The sequence below is a fragment of the Chromobacterium vaccinii genome, assembly GCF_001855275.1.
Classification (GTDB): domain Bacteria; phylum Pseudomonadota; class Gammaproteobacteria; order Burkholderiales; family Chromobacteriaceae; genus Chromobacterium; species Chromobacterium vaccinii.
Window position 1 is genome coordinate 44,927 of record NZ_CP017707.1, and the last position, 20,014, is coordinate 64,940.

The following is a 20,014-nucleotide window of genomic DNA, read 5'->3' on the forward strand; positions in this document are numbered from 1 at the left end:
TAGGATAGGAGACAAACAAAAATACAGAACAGCGCGTACGTCCGGACAGACGCTAAAAACAAGTGCGCGGCAAACAGCAAGAGGAGAAACCTTCATGAAACCCGTTAGCCGCGTTGTCGTGGTCAGCGACGATGTGACATGGCAGGCCGAAGTGCTGGCCGGTCTGGGAGCCGCCGCGGTGCGGCTGGAGAATTCATTTGGCCTGACCTTCGTCCCCGCCTGCACCACGGCGGAGACGATGGATCTGATCGCCCGCGACGGCGAAGTCCAGGTGGTATTGGTGGATCGGCAGCTGAAAGGCACCGCCAACGGCGAGGCCGCGGCCCAGCTGGCGAACCGCATCAGCGATTTTCGCCCGGAGATCTCGCTTTACGTCTTCTTGCAGGACGACGACGAGCGGGCGCTGGTGGAAGAGCTGGCCAGCCATGCGGTGGATGGCTATTTCTATCGCGACGAGGCCGATTTCAACGGCTGGTTCCGCATTCTGGTGGCGGAGCTGGCGGAAAAATCGGCGACGCCGTTCTACGACAAGCTCAAGCAATACGTGCGGATGGCCAAGGATTCCTGGCACACGCCGGGCCATTCCGGCGGCGATTCGCTGAAAGGCAGCAACTGGGTCGGCGATTTCCATGATTTCGTCGGCGAGCATCTGCTGCGGGCGGATTTGTCGGTATCGGTGCCGATGCTGGATTCGCTGCTGCACCCCACCGGCGTCATCGCCGAGGCGCAGATGCTGGCGGCCAAGGCCTTTGGCGCGCGCAAGACCTATTTCGCCACCAACGGCACCTCCACCTCCAACAAGGTGATCTTCCAGACGCTGCTGGCGCCGGGCGACAAGCTGCTGCTGGACCGCAACTGTCACAAGTCGGTGCATCACGGCGTGATCCTGTCCGGCGCGCGGCCGGTGTATCTGGATTCGTCCATCAATCGCCAGTACGGCATCTTCGGACCGGTGCCCAAGACCACCATCTACCAGGCGATAGACGACAATCCGGACGCGCGGGTGCTGATTCTCACCTCATGCACTTACGACGGCTTGCGCTACGATCTGAAGCCCATCATAGAGGCCGCGCACGAGAAGGGCATCAAGGTGATCGTGGACGAGGCCTGGTATGGTTTCGCGCGCTTTCACCCCGCGTTCCGGCCGACGGCGCTGGAATCGGGCGCCGACTACGTGACCCAGAGCACGCATAAGGTGCTGTCAGCGTTCTCGCAGGCCAGCATGATCCACGTCAACGATCCGCGCTTCGACGAGCACCTGTTCCGCGAAAACTTCAATATGCACGCGTCCACCAGTCCGCAGTACAGCCTGATCGCCAGCCTGGACGTGGCGCGCAAGCAGGCGGTGACGGAGGGTTACCGCTTGCTGGACCGCACCTTGAAGCTAGCGCAGGAGCTGCGCGAGAAGATCAATTCCACCGGCGCTTTCCGCGTGCTGGAACTGGACGATCTGCTGCCGCCGGAGGTGAGGGAGGACGGCATCCTGCTGGATCCGACCAAGCTGACCGTGGATTTCAGCCGCTCCGGCTTCACCGCCGACGAGTTGCAGCAGGCGCTGTTCGAGCGCTACAACATCCAGGTGGAGAAGTCGACGTTCAGCACCATCACGCTATTGCTGACCATCGGCACGACCCGCAGCAAGCTGTCCCGCCTCTACGACGCGATGCTGCGCCTGGCCAAGGAGGGGCGTCCGCCGCGGGCGCTGGGCCGCATGCCGGAAATTCCGCATTTCTCGCGCCTGGCCTGCCTGCCGCGCGACGCCTTCTACGAGGCCGGCGAGCGGCTGCCGCTGCTGGACGACGATGGCCGACCGAATCCGGCGCTGAGCGGGCGGGTATGTTGCGACCAGATCGTGCCGTATCCGCCGGGCATTCCGGTGCTGGTGCCGGGGCAGGTGGTGGACGACACCATTCTGGCTTACCTGGCGCGGCTGCAGAAGACGCAGAAGAGCATCGAGATGCATGGTTTGGCGGAGGACGGCGGGGAGTTTTATCTGCGCGTGCTGAAGCCGCAGGAGCTGGCGGAATTGCCGGGACGCAGTTTGTTCAATTGAATGCTTGTCAGGCAGGAGGATTTCCGATAAATATAACAAATGTCGCATTTCTGTAAATCATGCCTATGTATTTGCAGGGGGCGATATTTGTAAAGTGACTTGAGACTAGCGTGTAGTAATGTGCCGTTGCGCATGAAACCACCTCTCGGTGTTGCACGCGCAGCGGCCTCTTTTTTTTGATTGGAGCATCATGACGTCCGTAAGGCATTACCTTCAGTTCAGCGACCTTTCCCCCGACGAGTACCACCATCTCTTCGAGCGAAGCCGGGTCCTGAAGCGACGACAAGGCGCCGGCGAGTTGCATCGGCCGCTGGTCGGCAAGGTGATGTCCATGGTGTTCGAAAAGAATTCCACCCGTACCCGCGTCTCTTTCGAGGCCGGCATGGCGCAGCTGGGTGGCCACGCGATGTTCCTGGACACCAAGAGCTCGCAGATTGGCCGAGGCGAGCCGATCGAGGACACGGCTCGCGTGCTGTCCCGGATGAGCGACATCATCATGATCCGGACCTTCGAGCAGAGCCTGGTCGAGCGGCTGGCCGCGCATTCGCGCGCGCCGGTGATCAATGGCCTGACCAACGAGTACCACCCGTGCCAGATATTGGCCGACATCTTCACCTATGTGGAGCGGCGCGGTTCGATCAAGGGCAAGACCGTGGCCTGGATCGGCGACGGCAACAATGTCTGCCGCACCTGGCTGCAGGCCGCGCGCGTGCTCGGCTTCAAGCTGAGGGTGGCGTCGCCGCTCGGTTACGAGCTGAAGCCGCTGGACGGCCATTATTACGGCTCGGATGTGCTGGAACTGACCCAGGATCCGGTACGCGCCGCGCACGGCGCCGATATCGTCACCACCGATGTGTTCACCAGCATGGGCTTCGAGGCCGAGCAGAAGGCCCGCCTGGAGGCCTTCTCCGGCTACCAGGTGACGGCGGAGCTGATGAAGCATGCCAAACCGGACGCGCTATTCCTGCACTGCCTGCCCGCGCACCGCGGCGAGGAAGTGACGGCCGAGGTGATCGACGGTCCGCAGAGCGTGGTCTGGGACGAGGCTGAAAACCGCATGCACGTGCAAAAGGCCCTGATCGAATATCTGTTGCTGGGGCACCGTGAGGACTGAGTCCCGCCCGGCAATCGATAAACAAACAACGAGTGGAAAGAGAAGCAATGTCTGACATCAAGAAAGTGGTTTTGGCGTATTCCGGCGGTCTGGATACCTCGGTGATCCTCAAGTGGCTGCAGGACGAGTACAAGTGCGAAGTGGTGACCTTCACCGCCGACATCGGCCAGGGCGAGGAAGTGGAGCCGGCGCGCCAGAAGGCGGTATCGCTGGGCATCAAGCCGGAGAACATCTTCATCGAGGATCTGCGCGAAGAGTTCGTCCGCGACTACGTCTTCCCGATGTTCCGCGCCAATACCATTTACGAAGGCGAGTACCTGTTGGGCACCTCCATCGCCCGGCCGCTGATCGCCAAGCGCCAGATCGAAATCGCCAACCAAGTGGGCGCCGACGCCGTATCGCACGGCGCCACCGGCAAGGGCAATGACCAGGTTCGCTTCGAACTGGGCTATTACGCGCTGAAGCCGGACGTGAAGGTGATCGCGCCGTGGCGCGAGTGGGACCTGCTGTCGCGCGAGAAACTGCTGGCCTATGCCGAAACCCACGGCATCGACATCAGCAAGAAGAAGAACGGCGGCAGCCCGTACTCGATGGACGCCAATCTGCTGCATATCTCGTATGAAGGCACGGTGCTGGAGGACCCGGCGCAGGAGCCGGAAGAGGATATGTGGCTGTGGAGCGTCAGTCCGGAGAATGCGCCGGACCAGGCCGAGTACGTGGAGCTGGAATACCGCAACGGCGATATCGTCGCCATCGGCGGCCAGGCGCTGAGCCCGGTCGCGGTGCTGACCGAGCTGAATCGTCTGGGCAACAAGCACGGCATCGGCCGGCTGGACATCGTCGAGAACCGCTATGTCGGCATGAAGTCGCGTGGCTGCTATGAAACCCCGGGCGGCACCATCATGCTGAAGGCGCACCGCGCCATCGAATCCATCACCCTGGACCGCGAAGTGGCCCACCTGAAGGACGAGCTGATGCCGAAGTACGCGCAGCTGATCTACACCGGCTACTGGTGGAGCCCGGAGCGCGCGATGCTGCAGCAGATGATCGACGCCTCGCAAGCCACGGTGAACGGCTGGGTGCGGCTGAAGCTGTACAAGGGCAATGTGATCGTTGTTGGCCGCGAGTCCAAGACCGATTCGCTGTTCGATCCGACCATCGCCACCTTCGACGAGGACGGCGGCGCTTACAACCACGCCGACGCGGCCGGCTTCATCCGCCTGAACGCGCTGCGGATGCGCATCGCCGCCAATGCGCGGAGCAAGCGCGGCTGATACAATCCATTCATACCGTTGACATGGCGGCCATCCGGCCGCCATTTTTCGTTCTTTAAGCAGGCAGGGAGAGGTGTCGCGCATGCGGGCGAGCAGTTGGATACCGTGGGTTTTCGTCATGTTGTGGAGCACAGGGTTCACCGGCGCCAAGCTCGGTTTGCCGTATTGCGGGCCGTTTACTTTCCTGGCGATCCGGATGGCGCTGACCTTGCTGTGCTTCGCGGCATTGCTGGCCTTGCTGCGTCCCGCCTGGCCGACGCTCGCGCAGGCCAGGCGGCAGTGGGTGAGCGGCGGCATGCTCCATGGCGGCTATCTGGGTTGCCTGTTCGCGGCGATCAAGTTGGGCGTGCCAGCCGGCCTGGCGGCGCTGATCATGGGCATGCAGCCATTGTTGACCGCCCTGATTTCCTGGCGGCTTGGCGAGAAGCGTTTTCACGCCATCCAATGGCTGGGCATGGCGTTGGGGCTTGCCGGCACGGCGCTGGTGATCGCGGGCAGCAAGGGCGTAGCGCTGGCTGGCGGCGCCGGCGCGGCCTTCGTGATCGCCGGGTTGCTGCTGATTACCGGCGGCACGCTGTACCAGCGCTACCGCGGCGGCGGCGCGCATCCGGTCGCGGGCGCGTTTCACCAGTATCTGTCCGCGCTGGCGGTGACTGGCGCATTGGCCTTGCTGTTCGAGCGGGGAGTGCCGGTGGTGTGGAGCGGAGAGTTCATCTTCGCCTTGGGCTGGAGCGTGACGATGTTGTCGGTGCTGGCGGTTTTGCTGCTGTTGCGCATGCTGCGCGACGGCGATGTCAGCCGGGTGGCGGCTTATCTCTATCTGGTGCCTGGCCTGACGGCCGTCCAGGCCTGGTGGTTGTTCGACGAGCGCTTGAGCCCGGCCGCGATGGGGGGTATCGTACTGGCAGCCGTCGGTGTGGCCTTGGTGTTGCGCGGCGGAGATTTTCGTTTACCGGGCCGTTTCAGGAGCGGACGGAGCTGAACAGGGGTGGGTAACGTGTCGGAAGAGCAATTCACCAATATCTCGCTGGTGGTGTGCCTGACTGGGCTGATCATTTTCATGGGCTTCATCATCTGGGACTTGGGCAAGAAGTCCAAGGCCGGCAAGACTGGCATGATCGTTTTGTTCCTGGTGCTGGGGTTTGGCGTCACCGGGTTTGTCTTCAAGAACATTCTGGTGGAGTTTATGCTGAGCAAGTAGGCATGGTTATGGGTTTGGGTGGAAGGTTTCGCCCGGCTGAAGGTTTAAAAGCCAAGCCCCGCATTGTGCGGGGCTTGGCTTTTTTCAGAGGGTCAGGCGATTTTGGCGCAGAACGCCGTGTCGGTTCTGGGTTTGCGGACCTCCGGATGGTCAATGCGCACGACCTGCATCATCGCCATGTCCTTCAGGCGGCGGCGCAAGGGATGAGTGTCGGCCGCGGCCTCAACAATGCCCTCGGCTTCGTCGACTGAAGCCTGCTGATTATCCTGAATCTGCTGCTTCTCGAACCAGGTCAGGGGGCGCTGCAGGATGGCCTCCAACGGCTCATCCAGTTCGAAGTTGCTGTCAAGCATGGCACTCACCTCTTTGGAAGGGGTCTCCGCCTTTGGCTGATGGCTGGGGCGGGCTGAACATTGCCCTTGTATCTTACGAGGCTGGAGGGGTTTTGTTTATAAGTAGGAACCGCTAGTTTTATGGGAAATGTCCGGAAGAACAGTAATTTAGTGCGCTTGTCCGACAGTGTAATCTGTCAGCGGGCTGCGGCGGACGATGATCGGTAAGCTGGTCCTGTATTCATGACAGGAGGACTGATCATCATGTTTGGCAAGTTGCGCGATTACCGCTTGTATGTGCTGATTCTGCCCGCTTTGGCGGGTTTGTGCTGGATAGACCGCGTCGTCGCCGTCACCTGGCTGCAACTGGGCCTAGCCTTGCCGGTACTGGTGGGCGTGGCGTTGCTGCTGCGCAAAGTGCTGTTCCATTCCGACGTCAGCCAGGCGGCCGATCTGGCGCTGGCTTCGCCGGTGGGGGCGTCGCTGGTGGTGCTGGCCGACAGGTTGTTCATGGCCGCCGTGTTGTTGGCGGGCGTGCTGTGGCTGCGGGGCTGAGCGTCGGCGCGCTGGCCTTGCTGCCGCTGTTGAATGCCGCCGCTACGCAGCATTGGCCGGACATGCCGTCGCGTTCCGTGCTGGCGGCCCAGGTGGAGCAGGAGAGCGGATGGCGCGAACGGGCGGTGCTGAAGACTTCCCGCGAGTACGGCGCCGGGCTTGGCCAGTTCACCAAGGCGTATCGGGCGGATGGCGGCGTCCGTTTCGACGCGATCAGGGAGATGGCGGCGCGCCACCCGGAGCTGCGGGGCTGGGGCTGGCGGAACGCTTTCGATCCTCACTACCAGCTGACGGCGATGGTGCTGAAAAATCGCGACAACTATCGGCTGATACGCTGGTCGGAGGGCGAAGACCGGCTGGCGATGATGGACGCTGCCTACAATTCCGGCTTCGGCTCGGTGCTGCAGCGGCGCCGTTTGTGCGCCAATATGGCGGGTTGCGATCCGGCGCGCTGGTTCGGCGGGCTGGACAAGGCCAGCGGCCAGTCCAGGCACAGGCAGGCCGGTTACGGGCAGTCCTTCGCCGACATCACCAACACCCATGTCCGCAACGTGATGGTGGTCAGAAGGGTCAAGTATCGGTCCTATTTCGGCGAGGCGGCCGGATCGCGTTGAGCCGGGCGGCGCTCTTGGGGCGCCGCCTTTCGCGCGTCGGCTTGCTGGACGCTTATGGTAGAATCACCGGTTTCGCTTTGCGCCGGGATTGCAAAATGCCGGCTTCGGTCCCATCTTGAAGGACTGTTTTGAAGAATATGACAAGGTAGCCGCATGACAACCATCGTGGCCGTGCGCAAGGGCGACCAGATCGCCATCGCCGCCGACAGCCAGACCACTTTCGGCGACGATCAGAAGCTTCTCGCGCCGTACGACTGTTTCCACAACAAGATTTTCCGCCACGGCGACAGCTATCTGGCCGTGTCCGGCTCCGCCGCGCACGACCTGGTGCTGCAGGGCGCGTTGAAAGAGCTGAAGAAAAAGGATCTGAGCAGCCGCCAGGGCATCTTCGACACCTTCCGCAAGCTTCACCCGAAGCTTAAGGACGCGTTCTACATGCGTCCGGAGGAGGATGAGGAAGATCCGTACGAGTCCAGCCAGATGATGGTGGTGATCGCCAACGCCCACGGCATTTTCGGCGTGTATCCGATGCGCGAGATCTACGAATTCTCCCGCATCTGGGCGATAGGCTCGGGCCGCAAGTTCGCGATGGGCGCGATGCATGCGGTCTACGACCAGGATCTGTCAGCCCGGGAGATCGCCGAGATCGGCGTGCGCGCCGGCTGCGAATTCGACGTCAGTTCTTCGCTGCCGATGTCTGTCTATACCGTTGAAGCGGCCGCCGCGGCGGCCAAGGAAGCATGAATATGAACCACCACGACAAACTGCAACGATTCCTGTTCGATGGCGCGCCGGTGCGCGGCGCGCTGGTGCGCCTAGATGGCGCCTGGCAGCAGGTGCTGGCGCGGCGCGCCTATCCGCAAGCGTTGAAAACGGTGCTGGGCGAGATGATGGCGGCCTCGGTGCTGATGGCGGCCAACTTGAAGTTCGACGGTTCGCTGATTCTGCAGATCCACGGCACCGGCGCGCTGAAGCTGGCGGTGGTCGAGTGTAACAACGACCGCACCGTGCGGGCTACCGCCAAGTGGGACGGCGAGTTGGGCGACAAACCGCTGGCCGAGCTGCTTGGCCAGGGCGGCAAGTTCGTGCTGACGCTGGAGCCGCGCCTGGACAAGAACCAGACCTGGCAAGGCATCGTGGCGCTGGAGGGCGATTCCGTCGCCCGGATGCTGGAAAACTACATGCTGCGCTCCGAGCAGTTGGATACCGCGCTGATCCTGGCCAGCGGCGACAATGCCGCCGCCGGCATGCTGCTGCAGCGTCTGCCGGAAGGCCATGGCGAGGCCGAAGGCTGGGACCGCGTCCAGATGCTGGGCCGCACGCTGAAGGCGGAAGAGCTGCTGGAGTTGGGCGCCGAGGACATTCTGCATCGTCTGTTCCATGAGGAGCAGGTGCGGGTGTTCGAGCAGGAAACCGTCAGCTTCAACTGCAACTGCTCGCGCGAGCGCGTCAGCAATATGCTGACCATGCTGGGCGGCCAGGAAGTGGGCGATGTGCTGCTGGAGCAGGGCAGCGTGGAAATCGTCTGCGACTACTGCAACCAGCGTTATGTGTTCGACGAGGAAGACGCCAACCAGTTGTTCGACTACGACGTGGCGGCGGCGGCGCGCGAAGCGCGTCATTGATACCCGCAACTTTCGTTCAAAAAAGCCGCCTGAGCGGCTTTTTTTTGTATTTTATTAAGCCGAAATCGGGCGTGAAAATTAACTGGCCTGTTTTGTTGTTTAAGATCACGATCTGGCCTTAAACACAATATTCAATATCAGTGATATCCATTATGCTTCGAGATGCTTGGCTGATTAGCCTGGCGTCATTTGAACAAGCCATTGGATGACTGAATGAATACAACAACACTACCGCGTCGGTATCGGGCGTGGGGACTTTCCGTGATGGTGCCGCTGGCCTTGTCCGCTTGCCTGACGACGACAGGCGGCGAGCAAGCCGGCTCGCAGCAACCCGCGCCTCAGGCCAATCAGCCCAGCGCGCGCTACTCCTCCCACTCTCCGGCGCTGTCGGAAAAACCGGATTACCCGCACGGCCTGCCGCCGGCGGCGCCGGATAACGGCGGCGCGCAGCCGCCGGCCAAGCCGCAGGGCCAGCAAGGCCAGATCGCGCGCAAGGCGGCCCGGGCGGATGCGGCCGCGCCGGCCTATGCCGACTGCGACGAGGCCAAGCTCGGCCAGCTGTCCGGCCAGGCGCTGGTGCGCTACGTGGCCAGCGTGGACGGCACTTGCATGAACCGCCTGTTCCAGGCGGACAACTTCAGCTACCGCGTGGTGTCGCCGGCCAATATGCAGCTGGTGGCGGCCGAAGCGCGCCAGCGCGCGACCGCCTGGGACGGGCAGAACGCCAACGGCCTGTGGCCGCTGGCGGTGTTCCTGAAGGCGGGCTACTTCCTGCAGTACAGCCACGCCAAGGAAGTGGGCGATTACGGTCCGGCGGTGGATCAGCCGGTGATGCAGGTGGTGGAGGCGATGGCCGCCAATCCGGCGCTGTGGAACGTCAAGGCCATCGACAGCCGCGGCGACCGCGACGCCTGGTTCCGCGAGCGCGACGCTAGGCAGAGCGTGGCGGAAACCTTGATCCTGGCGGACTCGGTGCGCAAGGCCGAGTACGCGCTGCCGCTGCTGAACCGCTTCTTCGGGCGCTACAACGCCGCCGCCAAGGACAATTGGGCGCGCTTCGCGCTGCATCCGATGCAGACGCTGCTGTTCAATATGCATTACCAGCCCGAGTTCGCCCTAAAGGTGGAAAAGGGCCAGCTCGACGGACTGGTGGCCAGCCTGGCAGGGCTGACCCGCGCCGGCCAGCCGGCTTTCGCCGACGAGCAGATGTTCCTCAACACCCTGCGTGAAACCGGCCGCTTCATGCAATACCCGCGCACCGCGCCGCAAGCTGAATCCGCCGTCGCCCTGCATCTGAAGGGCGAGAAGTTCGGCGCCGCCTGGGCCGAGGCCGTGTACGCGCTGAAGAAGCTGGGCAAGGTGCCGTGCGAGCGCTACGGCATCTGCCAGGCCGAGCAGGAGCTGCGCGCCAGCCTGTTCCCCAACCGCTGGAGCTTCGACAACGGCAAGCTGGTGTTCGAAACCCCGCTGAGCCTGGCCGAAGTGGAGCCGCTGTACTATGCGATGAAGCAGGTGCAGACCCAGCTGTTCCGCGTGGCCGGCACCAAGGAGGCGGTGGCGAACGATCCCAACGAAAAGCTGAAGATGGTGATCTACGGCACCAAGACCGCCTACCAGCGTTTCCAGGGCCTGCTCAATGAGCTGTCCACCGACAACGGCGGCATCTACATCGAGAAGGACGGCACCTTCTACACCTTCCAGCGCGAAGTGCCGCGCGAGAGCTATCTGACCCTGGAAGAACTGGTGCGCCACGAGTATGTGCACTATCTGTCCGGCCGCTACATCCAGCCGGGCATGTGGGGCACGTCCGAGTTCTACCGCGACGACCGCCGCATGCCGTGGTATGACGAGGGCTTCGCCGAATTCATGGCCTGGAGCACCTCGCGCGACGGCATCAAGGTGCGCGGCCACGTGGTGGACGTGGTGGCCGGCGGCTGGCCGAACAGCTTCCTGGAGCCGTCCCGCATCATGCGCTCCAGCTATAGCGACGGCTGGGACTTCTACAGCCATTCCGCGCTGTGGTTCTACTACCTGAACCAGCAGCAGCCGGGCAAGATCGCCGACATCCTGGCCTCGCTGCGCGCCGACGACGTCAAGCGCTTCGACGCCTTGGTGAACAGCATGGGCGGCGACGCCTCGCTGGTGTCCGGTTTCCGCCAGTACGTGGAGCAACAGGTGCAAGCGGCCAAGTCGGGCCAGCTGGGCAATACTTCGACTGAAGAGGGCGTGGACTGGGTGGCCAAGGACAAGTGGCAGGCCGGCGACGCCGGCGCGGTGGAGGCCGCGATGCGCCGCTCGCTGCCGGTGGGCTGCCAGGTGTGGGCCGACGGCGAAACCAGCGCGCTGCGCCGCTTCGAATGCAGCGGCACGCTGCCGTTGTCCGCCAGCGACAACACCCGCGCGCGCCAGGAGCTGGACAAACTGTTGGACGGCGCGTTGCAGAGCCTGGTGAAGACCGGCGGCATCAATAACCTGATGGCGACCAACTGCTCGGCCACCGACTACGACTTCAAGCGCAAGACCGCCGTGCTTCGTTGCGAAGGTCCGCTGGGCCCGGCCGGCAGCGCCAAGCCGCAACCGCCGCAAACCGGCGAGCTGAACCTGGCCAAGCTGAGCTATGCCGGTCCGGCGCGCTGCCTGCGCGGCCAGCTTGAGGGCGTGGGCGGCGTGGAGCGCTACCAGCTGGTGCAGGCGCCGCAGCTGGGCCGCGCGGCGATGTCCGACTGGGGTTCGTTCACGTATCGCCGCGACCTCGATCAGCCGGGCGTGGCCGACAAGATGACCGTTCGCCTCAGCAAGGGAGCGCAATCCCGCGATGTGGTGGTCGAGCTGAACGCCACGCCGCGCGACATGCCTGAAGAGCAGTGCTGGGCTCAGGCGGGTTGATGGGTTCCTCTGTTTAGAGCATTAGAAAAGCCGGGCTCGCCCGGCTTTTTCTTTGGTCCGCGGCAAGGCGCAGGCGTTTACAGCGGCTGCACGGCGATGGAGCCGGGCTTTTCCAGCCACTCGAGAAAAGCGTCGCCCAGCCGCTGGCTTTCCGCCGTGGCGGCGCGCCAGTGCTGGCGGCGCAATTCGTCGCGTCCCAGGTAACGGCGGAAATCCTTGCGGTCCGGCAGGCGGCGGCCGGGGAGGGCGGCCAGGTAGTCGCGCGACGGCGCCAGCAGCACGGTATTGGCGTGATTGGCGGCGCCGGGCTTGCGCCAGGGCAGCGGCTTGTCGAACCAGCCGGGCACGATGCGGTCGGTGAAGTGCGGATACAGCGCGATGTCGTCGCCGTGGGCGAAGGGAAAATCGATGTGGTAGTCGGTGAGCCCGCCGTCGCGGTAGATCGCCGCCGGCGCGTCCGGCAACTGCACGCCGTGCAGTACGCCGGGTATCGCCACCGTTCCCATCAGCGCCTGTTCCAGATTGCCGGCGGCCAGCGGATAGAGCCGGGTGGGAATGGCGTCGGCCGGCTGGAAGCGCAGCTCGCTGCGCGGATCGTGGCAGATCACCCGGCTGAATGCGTGGCGGATCAGTGGGCGGGAGACGGCGTTGAGCGCCGCCGCCAGCGCCAGGCCTGGCAGCAGCGAGGATTTGGCCTCGCGGTTGGCCAGCCCGCGCGATTGCACCAGCAGCAGGCTGAGCCGGTGATGGGGGTGCGCCAGGATGCGCTCGAAGCCATCCGGTCCCAGAATGTCATGCAGCATCCGCCGCGTCTGCGTGGTGATCTGAGCGACGGTGACGCCGGGATGGTAATGCTCCTCGGTGTAGCGCTCGGCCAGCCGCGCCAGCGCCTGGGCGGAGTCCGGCTGCATCGCGCAGGCGAAGCGCCAGCCGCCTATCGATGCGCCCACCAGCTCGCGTTGCCGCGGCGCGCCGGCCAGCCAGTTGAACACCGCCTGGTCCAATCCGGTGAGACCCACGGCCTTGGGGCCGCCAGCCGCGCCGGGCAAGATGCCCACCTGGGCTGGATGGAGTCCCTGTTGCAGCAATCGGCGCGCGCGGGCGCCGGCCTTGATCACGAGCGGGGCTTGGCGGATATGAATGGCGGTCATTACGATATAAAGTGGCGAAATGGCGAAGCGTGGCCGGGTTTGATATCCTGTTGCGTTTCGAATTCAAGCGCGCCGCGACGCGCGGCAGCTCAGGAGCTCCCCCCCCATGATACCCGCAAGCCATCTGACCGACTATCTGCGAGAGCAGGCGCTGAATCTGGACCTGACCGATGTGCAGATCGCGGTGATGACGCTGCAGGCCGTCATCGCTGTGGACAAACCGATTCCGCAGCGCGATGTGTACCGTTACAAGGTGCCCAAGCTCGGCGAGGGCGGGAGTTGCTCGCTGTTCGACGAGCTGGACGAAACTCCGTACGACTTGTCCGCGGCGCTGGGCGGCGAATCGGTGGAAACCACCGCGGCGCTGGTCAACCTGAACGCCTTGCTGGACTCGGTCAACGCCAAGATCGGAGCCGACTGGTTGGGCATCTATCGCAAGCTCGGTGTCGGCAAGAGCGCGGTGCTGGTCAAGCTGGCCTACAAGGGCGTGGAGAGCCGCGCCGAGTTCCCGCTGACCGAGGAATTCGCCGAGTTCAGCAACAACAGCCGCGTCGGCCTCACCGGCTGGGCGGTGGTGGTGGAGGACGTGGAAAAGTGGCGCGCCGACGGCGGCGGCTACTACGAGTGCGACCCCAAGGTGAAAAGCGAGATCTGCCTGCCGGTCTTGCGCCGCGACGACAACGTGCTGGGCATCATCGACGCCGAATCGTTCACTGCCGGCCACTTCACGCCGGAGCGCCAGGCATGGCTGGCGGCGCTGGCCATCGTGCTGCCGCAGATCCTCGTCAATCTGCCGCCGCTTGAAAACGGGGAAAGCCTCCCCAACTAAGCATCATCACAGGCCGCCGCGCGGCCTTTTCGCATTGCATTCCTCAGCGTTGGAGAAGTCATGTCGCCGCACCCGCAACCCGCTCCCGAACCCATCATCCAGTACATCGCCAGCTGCAAGCTGCCCACGCCGTGGGGAGAGTTCGCAATGCATGGCTTCGAGGAGGAAAGCGGGCAGGAGCACGTGGCGCTGACGCTGGGCGAGGTGGGCGACGGCCAGCCGGTGCTGGCGCGGCTGCACTCGGAATGCCTGACCGGCGACGCGCTGTTCTCCTTGCGTTGCGATTGCGGCTTCCAGCTGGAGGCCGCGATGGAGGAGATCAGCAAGGCTGGCCGCGGCGCGCTGCTGTATCTGCGCCAGGAAGGCCGGGGGATCGGCCTGATCAACAAGATCCGCGCCTACAAGCTGCAGGACGGCGGCGCCGATACGGTGGAGGCCAACGAGCGGCTGGGCTTCCCGGCCGATATGCGCGATTTTCGCATCGCCCGCCACATGCTGGAGCATCTGGGCATAGGCAGCGTCAAGGTGATGACCAACAACCCCCGCAAGCTGGCTACGCTGGAGACTGCCGGCATCAAGGTGGTGGAGCGCGTGCCGCTGCAAGTGGGCCGCAATCCGTACAACGACCGCTACCTTGACACCAAGGCCGCCAAGCTGGGGCATATGTTGTTCAAGTAGGCGGCGCTTGGCAGTGATGACCGGACTCGCCAAGCGATGATAGTTGTAATATAATGAACATTCTTATCTGGGGGCGACCTGGTTTCGACGGGGGTTGCGAAGCAGATGGGGGCATACCGGGATTTCAGTCACCCCGTAAAACACTGAATTTTTTTAGTCGCAAACGACGAAACTTACGCTCTAGCAGCCTAACGGCCGGCTAGACACTACAACGGTTCGCAGATGGGCCGGGGGCGTCAAAACCCTGTAGTGTCACTCTACATCTGCTAGTGCTGTTCCGGGTTACTTGGTTCAGTGCGAAATAATAGGTAACTCGCCAAAGTCCAGCCTGTCCGTCGGCGTGGCGGAGGTTAAATCCAAATGACACGACTAAGTATGTAGAACTCACTGTAGAGGACTTTCGGACGCGGGTTCGATTCCCGCCGCCTCCACCACCAATTCTTAGCAAAATTAATTGCTTTAAAAAAGCCCTGCGGAAGCAGGGCTTTTTTTTGGAGTCTGGTTGACATGGTTTGGCCAGCTTTTCCCATTCCGCCTCATCAATTCGTCATTGTCTCACTGCTCGCCGCATGTTTGTTGTTGGCGCTACTTCATTCCTGCTGTTTGAAATTGCGCACTTTAAGTGGTGGATGGATGGTCGCGAGACCCCGCATCATGAATTTGCTCTCAAGCGAGTTCGATTTGGCGTTGCGCGTAATCAAAAATGGGCAGCTATACTGCGGTGAGGTTGATTCTCTCCCATGATTTCATTTTGTCGAAAAGTAGAAATTTTTGGAATCATGGTCCGCTGATTGGAAGAGCTTGCCATGAAGAAGAGCCGCTAATAGATTGCCTGCTCATTTGGTTGGTAGGCTTAAGTTGCTTATAATTTGACTGATCATATTGTTATTTTCCCAATAGGACCGTTCTGGCAATGGGGGTATTTGAAATCATAAGGTATAGTAAGTAGCTTGTCGCGACTGCCAAAATCATTGGTGGTTTGAAGGTGATGAAATAGAAATGTGTTGCATATATTCCGAGCGAGGCTCCTCCTATGGTACACATGAAGGTGCTAATTAATTGAATATTTCTTTCTTTTATTAGCCTTGAAAAGTCAGTTATGGCAAGTGTGCCTGATATGGCAACTATGAGCGCATATTTATTAGCTAGCCAGCCGTGAGATAGCAAGCTTGGGGCGCTTGCAATAAGGTTGTTCGGCATGGTCCGGTTCCAGAACGGAACTAGGGCCAAGAAAACGACATATGGCATTGCCCTAATGGCCACGCTGCGAACTTGGGTAATTTTCTTGAAAAATACTACTCCAAGAAGGAAAAAGAAAAATAATCCGCCATGGAAGAAATTTACCATTTCAAACCCAAATTTTGGCGGTAGAAATGAGCGCAGCTTAATCCATGCAAATAGTAGTATTGCTATCTGAATAGGAAGGATTGACAAGTATTTTGATATTTTTCGTAGCGGTGAGGCTTCAAGAAGATTTTTGGTACATGCAATGAAAAACATAAACAAGGAGGTGTAAGTTGCACACCAAAATATGCATGGCAAAAACCACAGGCCGTAATCGACATGCTGAATAACTTTGGCAATATAGTGAAAAAAGCTCTCTTGCGGGCTGTCTGTCCAGAAACGGATAATTGCCCATCCGAAAAATGGTAATAGCAACCGTATGCCTGATTGATAGATTCGATAAGATGTAATCTTAATCAATTCAGGTAAGCTGGCTGATATGTCAAATTTTTTAATCCAATGCGATGCAGCCGCGCCGGATAAAAAAACAAAAAATGGCATGTGAAAAGAGTAAATAAACCGAAAGCTAAATAGCTCATCAAAGTTTGCTGGTTGGACCTGATACTGGAGTGTGTGCCCTAATACCACTAATAAGATGGCAATGCCTTTTGTAAAGTCAATAAATAAGTCGCGCTCTTTGCTCTTGACCTCCTGTGCTGTCTGATCGTTAATATAACGGGATGTTTGGCTAGCAATATTCATCGGGCAATAGTTATGTATTTGGCAGGCTGGGTTTATAATATTTTACGGGATCAATTAAAATTACACTAGGCGTCAAAATGACGGGATCCATAAAATTATTATGAGAGTGGGCACGAAATGGTTCTGGAAGGAGCGGTTGGCTGAGTTAGGGCCAAGGTGGCTGTGTTTATGTCATTTGCATGATGGCTGTTCGCGGACAATTTTAAGATGATCGGTAGTTAAGAGGCGAATTTTAAACGGAAGCAGATCATTTGTCATTTCGATGAGGAGTCTGAGGCGGTAGTACATATTCCCCTCTGGGAAAGATGCATGAATCCATGGCCTATGGCGCGTGAGAAATGCGCCTTTTTCAGCCACTCGCCCTTCTCTCTTCTTGCTTTTGTCATGTATTTTAATTCTATAGGGTCCGATTTTTGTCGGACTTTTTGTATTTCTACGGCTAGTGGATTGCTGAAGAACCCGCATGAAAGTGAGCTTGGCCACGTCAAGGCCAATTTTAGCCAGGGTGAATGCCAGGACGGTTTGAATCCATGTTTTGTCGAATTTAGCCTTGACGATCAATCAGAATTAAAGGCGTAACGCAATGATATTATTGGATTATTTTTGACGGCTTCGTCGAGAGGCGCATGGTTGCATCGGCTTGGCTCGGTTGGGCATGTTCTGATTTTATCCATCTGAATGTTCACTTTTGTCTACCGTCTGTTCAGCCCTGGCTTTCGCTAAAAAGCGACGGGCGCTTAGCGGCGACTTGTTCTGCATCAAGCAATCATGCCATTGATATTTTCCTGGTGAGTCCAATCCGGCAGACTTTAACATGTATTAATTATGCATTTTAAGGCGGGCCCTTGCGCCCACGGTATCAGTCTGGCGTGTCCGGCGGCTGCGTCCTTGCTGCATTCGCCTCCGGCTCGCCGATATCAGGCGAGGAGTGTTGCGGTGAAAAGATTGCTGAAGAACGGATTCCCCTTGTCCGGCGTTTTGACGGCGGCGCTGTCCTGTTTGGCCGCGCCGGCGGGCGCAGGGCCCTTGCCTATCGTCCATCAGGCGCTGGTGGCGCCGCCCATGACGCCGCCGCCGATCATGCGCAAGACGCCGGCCCGGGTGGTGGTGGATTTGACGGTGGAGGAGGTGGAGCGCGAGATCGCGCCGGGCTCGCGCTACATGTTCTGGACCTTCGGCGGCACGGTGCCCGGCAAGATGATACGGGTGAGGACCGGCGATACCGTGGAGCTGCATCTGAAGAATCTGGCCAGCAACAAGCTGCCGCACAACATCGACCTGCACGCGGTCACCGGGCCGGGCGGCGGCGCGCCGCAGACGCTGGTGGCGCCGGGCAACCAGGCGGTGTTCAGCTTCAAGGCGCTGAATCCGGGCCTCTATGTCTACCACTGCGCCACTGCGCCGGTGGGCATGCACATCGCCAACGGCATGTACGGCATGATTCTGGTGGAGCCGGAAAAACCGCTGCCCAAGGTGGACCGCGAGTACTACGTGATGCAGGGCGAATTCTACACCGGCACCGGGTATCGGGCCGGCGGGCTGCAGCCCTTCGACATGCAGAAGGCGATAGATGAAAAGCCGACCTATGTGCTGTTCAACGGCGCCGACCGGGCGCTGGCCGGCAACAAGGCGCTGACCGCCAAGGCCGGCGAAAAGGTCCGGATCTATTTCGGCGTCGGCGGCCCCAACCTTGCTTCCAGCTTCCACATCATCGGCGCGATCTTCGACAAGGTGTACAACGAGGGCAGCGCCCATTTCCAGCGCAATGTGCAGACTACGATGGTTCCCGCCGGCGGCTCGGCCATCGTCGAGTTCACGCCGAGGGTGCCGGGCAGCCTGACCCTGGTCGACCACTCGCTGACGCGGGCCTTCAACAAGGGGGCGATCGGCCTGTTGACGGTCAGCGGCCCCGAGCGGCCCGACATCTATTCCAAGGGCGTGATCAGCGCGCTGGGCGCGGCGTCGCCGGTTTTGGCGAAACCTTCCCCGGGCGAAGACGCGCCGGTCAACGCCGAGCCGCCGCAAACGCACGAGGCCGCGCCGGCCGACCATGGCCGGGCGGTGTTCAGCAAGAACTGCGTGGCCTGCCACCAGGCCAATGCCCAGGGGCTGGATGGCGTGTTCCCGCCGCTGGCCAATTCCGATCTGATCCAGAAGCGTCCGCTGGAGGCGGCCAGAATCATCCTGGGCGGCCGCGCGGGGCCGATCACCGTCAACGGCGTCAATTACAACGGCGTGATGCCCGCGCTGGACTTGTCGGACCAGGAGGTGGCCGACGTGCTCAACTATGTCAGCGCGCAATTCAACCATGGCAAGCCCGTGGTCACGGTGGACGAGGTGAAGACGCTGCGGGCACAGCGGCAATGAGCGCGCGCCTGGCGCTCGCGCTGGCGTGTTGCGGGCTCTTGGCGTGCCAGACGGCGCCGGCAGCCGACTATGCGGCGGTATCCGGCGGGGCTTTTCGCAGCGCCTTGTCTCCGGATGGCGCGACCGTAGCGGTCAAGCCATACCGGCTGAGGGCGAGGCCCGTCACCAACGGCGAGTTCCTGCGCTTTGCGCAGGTGCATCCTGAGTGGCGGCGCGGGGTGGTTCCCGCCCTGTATGCCGGGGCGGGATATCTCGCCGACTGGCGCGCCGCGGACGATTTTGGCGATCTGCCGGCGGATGCGCCGGTCACTCGTGTCAGCTGGCATGCGGCGCGCGCCTATTGCCGCAGCGAAGGCGCGCGGCTGCCGACGTGGCACGAGTGGGAGATGGCGGCGGCGGCCGATGCCGGGCGCCGCGACGCCCGGGATGATCCGCAGTGGCGGGCGCGCATTCTGCAATGGTACGCGCAGCCGACTGGACGGCTGCTGGCGCCGGTGGGGCGGGAGCCCAATGTCTGGGGCGTCAGCGACTTGCATGGCTCCATCTACGAGTGGGTGGAGGATTTCAACGGCCTGTTCGTCACCAGCGACAGCCGCTCCCAGGGGGAGCAGCGCACACTGGCCACCTGCGGCGCGGCGGCCTTGTCGCTGGGCGACCGGGAAAACTACGCGATCCTGATGCGCATCGCGATGCTGGCGGCGCTGAACGCCGCCGACACCGTGGGCACGGTGGGCTTTCGCTGCGCCAGGGATGAACCGGAGGAAAAGTCATGAGGGGATGGAAAAGCGGCCTGGCCGCATGTTTGCTGGCGCTGGCGTCGAGCGGGGCCTGGGCGGGGAATGATCTGCCGGGCGACTCGCTGTACCGGCTGGACGCGCCGCTGACCACGCAGCGCGGCGATGCGCTGCAGTTCTCGGATCTGTCCGGCAAGCCGGCGCTGATCACCATGTTCTACGGCGATTGCAAACTGGCTTGTCCGATCGTGATGGGGGGCGTGAAATCCATCATCGCCGCGCTGCCGGCCCGGGAGCGGGATCGGGCGACGGTGCTGATGGTGAGCCTGAATCCGGGGGGCGACACGCCGGCAAGCCTGGCGCACCTCGCCGGCGAGCATGGGATCCCGGCGCGGAACTGGCTATTGGCGGTGGGTAAGTCCGACGAAGACACCCGCGGCGTGGCGGCCGCGCTGGGCATACGCTATCGGCGGCTGGATAGCGGCGAGATCAACCACTCCACCCGCATCGTGGTGACGGACCGGCAGGGCCGGATCGCCGCTTCCACCGAGGATATCGGCCCCAAGCCTGATTCGGCGGTGGTCAAGGCCTTGCGCGCGCTGCTCAAGTAAGAGA

Annotated in this window: 19 protein-coding genes and 1 other RNA gene; 17 read left to right on the forward strand and 3 right to left on the reverse strand. The window is 61.6% G+C overall.

Annotated features, from left to right (window positions below; translation table 11 throughout):
* Window positions 1-94 precede the first annotated feature (94 nt).
* The 5 genes from BKX93_RS00190 (at window position 95) to BKX93_RS00210 (ending at window position 5,642) form a co-directional block, all read left to right on the forward strand.
* Window positions 95-2,053 carry an aminotransferase class I/II-fold pyridoxal phosphate-dependent enzyme gene (locus BKX93_RS00190; protein ID WP_046158929.1) on the forward strand — a complete coding sequence of 653 codons (1,959 nt, stop codon included), beginning with the start codon at window positions 95-97 and terminating at the stop codon, window positions 2,051-2,053.
* 190 nt (window positions 2,054-2,243) lie between these two features.
* A complete protein-coding gene (gene argF, locus BKX93_RS00195) occupies window positions 2,244-3,167 on the forward strand; it encodes an ornithine carbamoyltransferase (protein ID WP_070978090.1) in 924 nt (307 codons plus the stop codon).
* Between the two features lie 47 nt (window positions 3,168-3,214).
* On the forward strand, window positions 3,215-4,441 hold the full coding sequence (locus BKX93_RS00200; protein ID WP_070978092.1) for an argininosuccinate synthase: 1,227 nt from the start codon (window positions 3,215-3,217) through the stop codon (window positions 4,439-4,441).
* A gap of 118 nt (window positions 4,442-4,559) precedes the next feature.
* Window positions 4,560-5,423 (forward strand): DMT family transporter, encoded by an 864-nt coding sequence (locus tag BKX93_RS00205; protein ID WP_222103275.1) that lies wholly within the window; start codon window positions 4,560-4,562, stop codon window positions 5,421-5,423.
* 15 nt (window positions 5,424-5,438) lie between these two features.
* A complete protein-coding gene (locus tag BKX93_RS00210) occupies window positions 5,439-5,642 on the forward strand; it encodes a DUF2788 domain-containing protein (RefSeq protein ID WP_021478097.1) in 204 nt (67 codons plus the stop codon).
* 92 nt (window positions 5,643-5,734) lie between these two features.
* Here the strand turns inward: BKX93_RS00210 and BKX93_RS00215 are convergent, their stop codons facing one another.
* Complete coding sequence (locus BKX93_RS00215) at window positions 5,735-5,995, reverse strand: hypothetical protein (protein ID WP_070978095.1); 261 nt, start codon at window positions 5,993-5,995, stop codon at window positions 5,735-5,737.
* Window positions 5,996-6,238: 243 nt separating this feature from the next.
* Here BKX93_RS00215 and BKX93_RS00220 point away from each other — a divergent pair, with 243 nt between their 5' ends.
* The 5 genes from BKX93_RS00220 (at window position 6,239) to BKX93_RS00240 (ending at window position 11,654) form a co-directional block, all read left to right on the forward strand.
* Complete coding sequence (locus BKX93_RS00220) at window positions 6,239-6,529, forward strand: hypothetical protein (protein WP_046158933.1); 291 nt, start codon at window positions 6,239-6,241, stop codon at window positions 6,527-6,529.
* Window positions 6,514-7,143, forward strand: coding sequence for a transglycosylase SLT domain-containing protein (locus BKX93_RS00225; protein WP_070978097.1), 630 nt, complete (start codon window positions 6,514-6,516; stop codon window positions 7,141-7,143). The genes BKX93_RS00220 and BKX93_RS00225 overlap by 16 nt, the downstream gene beginning before the upstream one ends.
* 153 nt (window positions 7,144-7,296) lie before the next feature.
* The gene (locus BKX93_RS00230; RefSeq protein WP_046167110.1) at window positions 7,297-7,887 is read left to right on the forward strand and encodes an Ntn hydrolase family protein; all 591 of its coding nucleotides are present in this window, start codon (window positions 7,297-7,299) and stop codon (window positions 7,885-7,887) included.
* A complete protein-coding gene (gene hslO / locus BKX93_RS00235; protein WP_186009470.1) occupies window positions 7,884-8,768 on the forward strand; it encodes an Hsp33 family molecular chaperone HslO in 885 nt (294 codons plus the stop codon). Before BKX93_RS00230 ends, hslO begins: the two co-directional genes overlap by 4 nt.
* Window positions 8,769-9,032: 264 nt before the next feature.
* Window positions 9,033-11,654 carry a M9 family metallopeptidase N-terminal domain-containing protein gene (locus BKX93_RS00240; protein ID WP_070978101.1) on the forward strand — a complete coding sequence of 874 codons (2,622 nt, stop codon included), beginning with the start codon at window positions 9,033-9,035 and terminating at the stop codon, window positions 11,652-11,654.
* Window positions 11,655-11,731: 77 nt separating this feature from the next.
* On the opposite strand, the gene BKX93_RS00245 is transcribed toward BKX93_RS00240, so the two are convergent.
* On the reverse strand, window positions 11,732-12,805 hold the full coding sequence (locus BKX93_RS00245) for a hypothetical protein (protein ID WP_046167108.1): 1,074 nt from the start codon (window positions 12,803-12,805) through the stop codon (window positions 11,732-11,734).
* Between the two features lie 106 nt (window positions 12,806-12,911).
* Between BKX93_RS00245 and BKX93_RS00250 the strand changes: the two genes are divergently transcribed.
* The 3 genes from BKX93_RS00250 to ssrA all read left to right on the forward strand — a co-directional run bounded on the left by BKX93_RS00250 (window position 12,912) and on the right by ssrA (window position 14,746).
* Window positions 12,912-13,634, forward strand: a complete 723-nt coding sequence (locus tag BKX93_RS00250) for a GAF domain-containing protein (protein ID WP_046167107.1) — start codon at window positions 12,912-12,914, stop codon at window positions 13,632-13,634.
* Between the two features lie 60 nt (window positions 13,635-13,694).
* Window positions 13,695-14,312 (forward strand): GTP cyclohydrolase II, encoded by a 618-nt coding sequence (gene ribA, locus BKX93_RS00255; protein ID WP_046156392.1) that lies wholly within the window; start codon window positions 13,695-13,697, stop codon window positions 14,310-14,312.
* A 69-nt stretch (window positions 14,313-14,381) separates the two neighbouring features.
* Window positions 14,382-14,746: a transfer-messenger RNA gene (ssrA, locus tag BKX93_RS00260) on the forward strand.
* 451 nt (window positions 14,747-15,197) lie between these two features.
* Here the strand turns inward: ssrA and BKX93_RS23285 are convergent.
* Window positions 15,198-16,298 (reverse strand): acyltransferase family protein, encoded by a 1,101-nt coding sequence (locus BKX93_RS23285; RefSeq protein WP_083340368.1) that lies wholly within the window; start codon window positions 16,296-16,298, stop codon window positions 15,198-15,200.
* A 309-nt stretch (window positions 16,299-16,607) separates the two neighbouring features.
* Between BKX93_RS23285 and BKX93_RS24300 the strand changes: the two genes are divergently transcribed.
* The 4 genes from BKX93_RS24300 (at window position 16,608) to BKX93_RS00275 (ending at window position 20,010) form a co-directional block, all read left to right on the forward strand.
* Window positions 16,608-16,877: a hypothetical protein gene (locus BKX93_RS24300; protein WP_145929189.1), complete on the forward strand. Its 270-nt coding sequence runs from the start codon at window positions 16,608-16,610 to the stop codon at window positions 16,875-16,877.
* 357 nt (window positions 16,878-17,234) lie between these two features.
* On the forward strand, window positions 17,235-18,665 hold the full coding sequence (nirK, locus tag BKX93_RS00265) for a copper-containing nitrite reductase (RefSeq protein ID WP_244887209.1): 1,431 nt from the start codon (window positions 17,235-17,237) through the stop codon (window positions 18,663-18,665).
* Window positions 18,662-19,438 (forward strand): formylglycine-generating enzyme family protein, encoded by a 777-nt coding sequence (locus tag BKX93_RS00270; RefSeq protein WP_070978104.1) that lies wholly within the window; start codon window positions 18,662-18,664, stop codon window positions 19,436-19,438. Before nirK ends, BKX93_RS00270 begins: the two co-directional genes overlap by 4 nt.
* On the forward strand, window positions 19,435-20,010 hold the full coding sequence (locus BKX93_RS00275) for an SCO family protein (RefSeq protein ID WP_046167104.1): 576 nt from the start codon (window positions 19,435-19,437) through the stop codon (window positions 20,008-20,010). Before BKX93_RS00270 ends, BKX93_RS00275 begins: the two co-directional genes overlap by 4 nt.
* Window positions 20,011-20,014 lie beyond the last annotated feature (4 nt).

Coding starts and splice junctions, on each gene's coding strand:
- BKX93_RS00240 (WP_070978101.1), top strand. CDS start 9,033: ATGGTGCCGCTGGCCTTGTCCGCTTGCCTGACGACGACAGGCGGCGAG.
- BKX93_RS00205 (WP_222103275.1), top strand. CDS start 4,560: ATGTTGTGGAGCACAGGGTTCACCGGCGCCAAGCTCGGTTTGCCGTAT.
- BKX93_RS00275 (WP_046167104.1), top strand. CDS start 19,435: ATGAGGGGATGGAAAAGCGGCCTGGCCGCATGTTTGCTGGCGCTGGCG.
- BKX93_RS00190 (WP_046158929.1), top strand. CDS start 95: ATGAAACCCGTTAGCCGCGTTGTCGTGGTCAGCGACGATGTGACATGG.
- BKX93_RS00215 (WP_070978095.1), bottom strand. CDS start 5,995: ATGCTTGACAGCAACTTCGAACTGGATGAGCCGTTGGAGGCCATCCTG.
- BKX93_RS00245 (WP_046167108.1), bottom strand. CDS start 12,805: ATGACCGCCATTCATATCCGCCAAGCCCCGCTCGTGATCAAGGCCGGC.
- hslO (WP_186009470.1), top strand. CDS start 7,884: ATGAATATGAACCACCACGACAAACTGCAACGATTCCTGTTCGATGGC.
- BKX93_RS24300 (WP_145929189.1), top strand. CDS start 16,608: ATGAATCCATGGCCTATGGCGCGTGAGAAATGCGCCTTTTTCAGCCAC.
- ribA (WP_046156392.1), top strand. CDS start 13,695: ATGTCGCCGCACCCGCAACCCGCTCCCGAACCCATCATCCAGTACATC.
- BKX93_RS23285 (WP_083340368.1), bottom strand. CDS start 16,298: ATGAATATTGCTAGCCAAACATCCCGTTATATTAACGATCAGACAGCA.
- BKX93_RS00200 (WP_070978092.1), top strand. CDS start 3,215: ATGTCTGACATCAAGAAAGTGGTTTTGGCGTATTCCGGCGGTCTGGAT.
- BKX93_RS00220 (WP_046158933.1), top strand. CDS start 6,239: ATGTTTGGCAAGTTGCGCGATTACCGCTTGTATGTGCTGATTCTGCCC.
- BKX93_RS00270 (WP_070978104.1), top strand. CDS start 18,662: ATGAGCGCGCGCCTGGCGCTCGCGCTGGCGTGTTGCGGGCTCTTGGCG.
- argF (WP_070978090.1), top strand. CDS start 2,244: ATGACGTCCGTAAGGCATTACCTTCAGTTCAGCGACCTTTCCCCCGAC.
- BKX93_RS00250 (WP_046167107.1), top strand. CDS start 12,912: ATGATACCCGCAAGCCATCTGACCGACTATCTGCGAGAGCAGGCGCTG.
- BKX93_RS00230 (WP_046167110.1), top strand. CDS start 7,297: ATGACAACCATCGTGGCCGTGCGCAAGGGCGACCAGATCGCCATCGCC.